This window comes from Winogradskya consettensis (genome assembly GCF_018332715.1).
Classification (GTDB): Bacteria; Actinomycetota; Actinomycetes; order Mycobacteriales; family Micromonosporaceae; genus Actinoplanes; species Actinoplanes consettensis.
The window spans coordinates 1-3266 of sequence record NZ_BOQP01000054.1 but is presented as its reverse complement, the minus strand read 5'-3'; the positions used below and the strand labels follow the sequence as shown (position 1 = coordinate 3266).

The 3266-nt window shown below is 69.2% G+C and carries 3 protein-coding genes; all 3 read left to right on the top strand.

Going from position 1 to position 3266, the window contains the following annotated elements; genetic code table 11:
- The coding region (locus Aco04nite_RS42975) for a hypothetical protein (protein ID WP_213002947.1) at nt 1-228 on the top strand (228 nt) is incomplete at its 5' end.
- 458 nt (nt 229-686) lie between these two features.
- Nucleotides 687-2492, top strand: coding sequence for an anthranilate synthase family protein (locus Aco04nite_RS42970; RefSeq protein ID WP_213002946.1), 1806 nt, complete (start codon nt 687-689; stop codon nt 2490-2492).
- A 113-nt stretch (nt 2493-2605) separates the two neighbouring features.
- Nucleotides 2606-3049, top strand: a complete 444-nt coding sequence (locus Aco04nite_RS42965) for a hypothetical protein (protein ID WP_213002945.1) — start codon at nt 2606-2608, stop codon at nt 3047-3049.
- The last annotated feature ends 217 nt before the right edge of the window (nt 3050-3266 follow it).

Below are 3266 nucleotides of genomic sequence, written 5' to 3'. Positions count from 1 at the left end.
CAAATTCCGGGGGCAAGCCCCGAGTCCGGCGAGAACGTTTTCCTAACGGAGGAAATCCTGCGCGTCTTCTTCGCGAGGCCCGCCCATGCCGTACTTCGCCTCGGCAATGGCAGCAACCCTGCCGCGATTGAGCAACAAACCGATCTTCGACCACTATTCCGGCGGCACGCTCTCATGCCGCAGATAAGGCGTGTCTCGCCTCGGAGGACCGTCGCATTGCGTGATTGAACCTGCGGCCCTGGATCGCCCGTTCCCCAATTTCCCCCATCTTGGCTCGAAGCCCTGGACCCCGTGGTCGCGGAACTCTGAGTCATCGCGGTCTTGCGATACCCCGACGCCCGGACGGTGGTCGTGGTCGTCCGGGCCAGGGCGAGGATGGCAGCGCCGCAGGCCAGGGTGCCGAGGACAAGCGACGCGGCCGGGATCTGCGTCACCCAGTCGTGGGGGGCGATGCCGTACACCCCGTTGTCGAGGTAGGCGAGCTTCCACAGGCCGCGGTAGAGCCCCGCGCGGGAGTCGCAGGATGCGCTATTCTGCCTGGCATGCACGCGCGATTGAGCATGTGGTGGCACGCCGAACCGGCGGCCACACCCACCCGCGTGTAAACACTCACCGCGGCCGCCTCCCCGAGGCGGCCGTTTTCGTGTGGTCCTTCTCGGTGGCGGTCCCCAGCCCGACGAGGAACCATGAAGCCTTTTGCCCTGCTGCACCGTGACGGCGCCGACCACGTCGACGTCCTGCACGGCGGCGTCGTCACCGTGGAAACCCTGGCGGACATCCCGCTGCCGGCCGGGAGCGGGCCGCAGACGCTCGCCCTGGTCCCGTACCGGCAGATCGGTGAACGTGGGTTCGCGTACGTCGACGACGGGACGCCACTGGAATGCCTGCGCGTCGAGCGACATGAGACCGTGCGGCTCGCCGACCTGATCGCGTCGCTGCCCCGGAGCGTGGAGATCCGGGACGGTGCGTTCGACATCGCGGACGAGGACTACGAGCAGATCGTCCGGACGGTGCTCGACGAGGAGATCGGGCACGGCGAGGGCGCGAACTTCGTCATCCACCGGGTCTATCAGGCCACTGTCGACGGCGACCCGCTGGAGACGGCCCGCGCGGCGTTTCGCAACCTGCTGACCGGCGAGCGGGGTGCCTACTGGACGTTCCTGGTGCACACCGGGACGCGTACGCTCGTCGGCGCCACGCCGGAGCGGCACGTCAGCGTGGCCGACGGGCTGACCATGATGAACCCGATCAGCGGCACCCACCGCCACGACGGCGCCCGCAGCCTCGCCGACTTCCTCGCCGACCGCAAGGAGATCGAGGAGCTGCACATGGTCCTCGACGAGGAACTGAAGATGATGGCGACGGTGGCCGAGCACGGCGGCCAGGTCGTCGGGCCGTACCTGAAACGGATGGCCCACCTCACCCACACCGAGTACCTGCTGGCCGGCAAGGGCTCGCTCGACGTGCGCGACGTCCTGCGCGAGACCATGTTCGCCCCCACGGTCACCGGCAGCCCGGTCGAGAACGCCTGCCGGGTGATCGCCCGGCACGAGGGCCGCGGCCGCGGTTACTACGCGGGCGTGCTGGCCCTGCTCGGTCATGATGCCGACGGCCGCCAGACCCTGGACGCGCCGATTCTCATCCGGACGGCGGAGATCTCGAACGACGGGGCTCTGCGCGTACCCGTGGGGGCGACGTTGGTCCGGCACTCGACCCCGCAGGGCGAGGTGGCCGAGACCCACGCCAAGGCCGCCGGGGTGCTCTCGGCCTTCAGCCTGCGCTCTCAACCTCAACCTTTATCAGTACGCCCGGAGCCCGCCGATCCTGAACTGGACGAGGCCCTGGCAGCGCGCAACGCCGGCCTCGCCCGCTTCTGGCTGGACCAGCGCGTGCCCGGAGCCCTCACCATGCCCGCCCTCGCCGGCCGCTCAGCGGTCATCGTCGACGGCGAGGACACGTTCACGGCGATGCTCACCCACCAGCTGCGCGCCCTGGGCCTGACCGTCACAGTGGTGCCCTGGACCGCCCCGGTCATCCCCCCTGCCGACCTGCTGATCCTCGGCCCCGGCCCCGGCGACCCCGCCGCGGCCACCCCGAAGATGGACCGCCTGCGCGCCCTTGCCCAGCAGGCGCTGACCGCCGGCCGCCCCCTGCTCGGGATCTGCCTCGGCCACCAGATCCTGGCCACCACCCTGGGCCTGCCCCTGCTCCGCCGCGACTCGACCTATCAGGGAATCGCCCGCGACATCGACTTCTTCGGCACCACCCGCCGCGTCGGCTTCTATTCGAGTTTCACTGCCCTCGCAGCTACGGTCCCCGGCGTGTCCTTCGCCGCCGACCCCGACGGCAAGGTCCACGCCCTGCGCGGCGAGGGCTTCGCAGGCGTCCAGTTCCACCCCGAGTCAGTGCTCAGCGCGGACGGCGTCGCGGTCCTCCAAGAACTTCTCCCACCACTTCTCGATCGCGTGATTAGTCCGTCCGTGAGCGGGTAGCGAAGAAGTGCCGGTGGTTCAAGCGGACCGAGAGCCTCCTCTTGGACCACCGGCCCCAATTCTTGTCACACCCCCTCGCTAGGTTTGCCCCGTCCACACACGAGGGGGAGACCATGGGCGCTTCGGGCTGGGACTACTACGTTCCTTATCAGGAAGATCTCAATGCGGCGCTCGACGCCCTCCGGGACAAGGTCTTTGCCGCAGGCGATTATTGGTGGGCGGTCCCCGGCGAGTACGGCAAATCCGCCGCCGACTACCCCAACCGCCCCACCACCTGGGACGACCTCTTCGACGACGAAGAGGTCCAGGAAAGCGGCACCCACTCCATCCTCGACGTCTTCAAAGTCATCGAACCCGGCGAGAACCCCGAATTCGGCACGGTCGAACCGGTCTCCCCAGCCGAAGCCCTGGCCCACGTCGGCACCGAACACCCCACGCGCGAGCACGCCAAGGCCCTGACGGAGCTCGCCGAACGTCGGTGGCACGGCCGATGCGCCGTCCTCCACGAGAACGGCAAACCCACCGAGATCTACTTCTTCGGCTCGTCCGGCGACTGATCCTGGGGGTTTGTGGGTTGGCCTTCCGTGCGGGGTCGGGCTTCCGTCCGGGTCGGGCTTTGCGTGCGGGGTCGGGCTTTGCGTGCGGGGTCGGGCTTTGCTCGTGGGCCGGGCTTTGCTCGTGGGCCGGGTTGTTTGTGAGGGCCCGGCTCTGCGCGCGGGGACCGGGTGTCCGCGCCCGGGTCGTCCGTGGGCCCGGGTTGTCCGCGGGGTCGGG